The sequence below is a fragment of the Paenibacillus sp. 01T422 genome, assembly GCF_056398785.1.
Genome location: NZ_JBFTQB010001139.1, coordinates 1 through 1,698 on the forward strand (window position 1 = coordinate 1; position 1,698 = coordinate 1,698).

The 1,698-nt window shown below is 44.1% G+C and carries 1 protein-coding gene; it reads right to left on the reverse strand.

Annotated features, from left to right (window positions below; genetic code table 11):
* Positions 1 to 399: 399 nt before the first annotated feature.
* The coding region (locus AC1DUA_RS36505; RefSeq protein ID WP_477504386.1) for a phospholipase D-like domain-containing protein at positions 400 to 1,698 on the reverse strand (1,299 nt) is incomplete at its 5' end.

A 1,698-nucleotide genomic window follows, 5' to 3' on the forward strand; every position in this document is an offset into this window, starting at 1 on the left:
ATCGAGTGAACGCCTCATTACTTCAAACTATATTGTCTAGTTCAAACCAATTTGTCATCCAACAGTAATGTCAAAACTTTTATTGTCTATTTCAAATGTTGGGAGACAGCAGAAAGCCAGTAAACTCAGGAGTTTTCTAGCATTTTGGTGAAAATAAGTAAGGGGAGCATCTCACGTTCATGGCTGCCGCTATTTTTTTTGAAGTCAGTCTAATACTTTCTTACGAAGTCTGAAAGGATTTTTCAATTAAAAAACCGTGTGAGATCAATACATCTAGAACTAATGCCGCCCCCGTAATCGCGAGGTCGAAATCGCCCGCTCTCAGAGGCGCGAAAGGTTCGGAACTGGAGATAATTAAATATCCAAGGCCGGATATGACTACATGGAGCGCGAACGCCATTATAAAAGTGGGGCTAGCAGGCGGGCTCCTTGATCTAAAATGCGTTGTACAGGGGACCGCTGCAGCACATCTTCCATACGCAAGTGTATGGAGTCAGTGAGATCTTGATCGAATTGCTCTGCAAGTTTTCTTGCCACGTCGGAACTGTAAATAACTTCACAAACCTCATAATTCAGGCGCATACTTCTCATATCAAAGTTGGCGGAGCCCACAACAGCAATCTCCCCATCGATGATCATCACCTTTGCATGCAGCATACCTTTGTTATACTGATAGATATTAACACCAGCTTCCAACAAATCACCGTAATAGGTGCGGCTTGCTGCGCCCACGATCATGGTTGAGAGTTCAACTTGGCTAGGAACCAATAGCCTTACACGAACACCGCGGGCCACTGCTGTTTTTATCGCTATGATGATATCCGCGTCGGGCACAAAGTAAGGGGTTGAGATATCAATGCTTTGAACTGCTTGGGTTAGGCAATTGAAATAGACTTCCCTGATGATTGGAGTAGGGATTCCAGGATTGCCTTCAAATGTCTGTACGTACGCATGATGTAACGCATGTTTATCTACGAGAGTGACTTCGTCAGTACCTTTTGTCCCCAGCTCAGAAGCCCATTCTTGCGTTAAAAGATCTGACCTCCCAGGGGAATCAATAGTTTGTGATATGGGTCGTGTACGATGAGCGGCTTTTCGCATTTTTTTGACTTGTTGGTTCGTCTGTTCCGCCACGGAAATACTCCAATGGACTTGGAAAATAGTATGTAAATCAGCTGAGGATTCACCTACGATTCGTATATGAGTATCACGCCAAAATCCAATGTTCGGCTTCGATCCTGTATACTCATCTCCGACATTAATACCGCCTGTAAAAGCCTCCTTGCCATCGATAATTACGATTTTACAATGATCCCGGTAAGTCAAATTGGCAAATATCCAAGGGGAACGCAATGGAAATATAGCCCGGCAATCAATGCCTGCATCTAGCATTCTATTCAATTGTCTCCGGGGAAATTTACGGCTCCCCCAGCCGTCTCTGAGAAAACGAACCTTTACACCTGACTCCGCCCGTTCTAGCAGTAGTTCCGTAATTCGCCTGCCAATATTATCATTCCGAAAAATATAATATTCCAAATCAATTGACTTTTGGGCGTTTTGTATGGATCGTATAAGATTCTCATAGGTTTCAATCCCATTCGTAAGCACTTGAACCTGACAAACCCGAAGTCCCTGAACGGATAGGTTGCGTAAAGCATGTGCAATGACCGAAGCCGAACGCTTAAATGAACCAAGTAG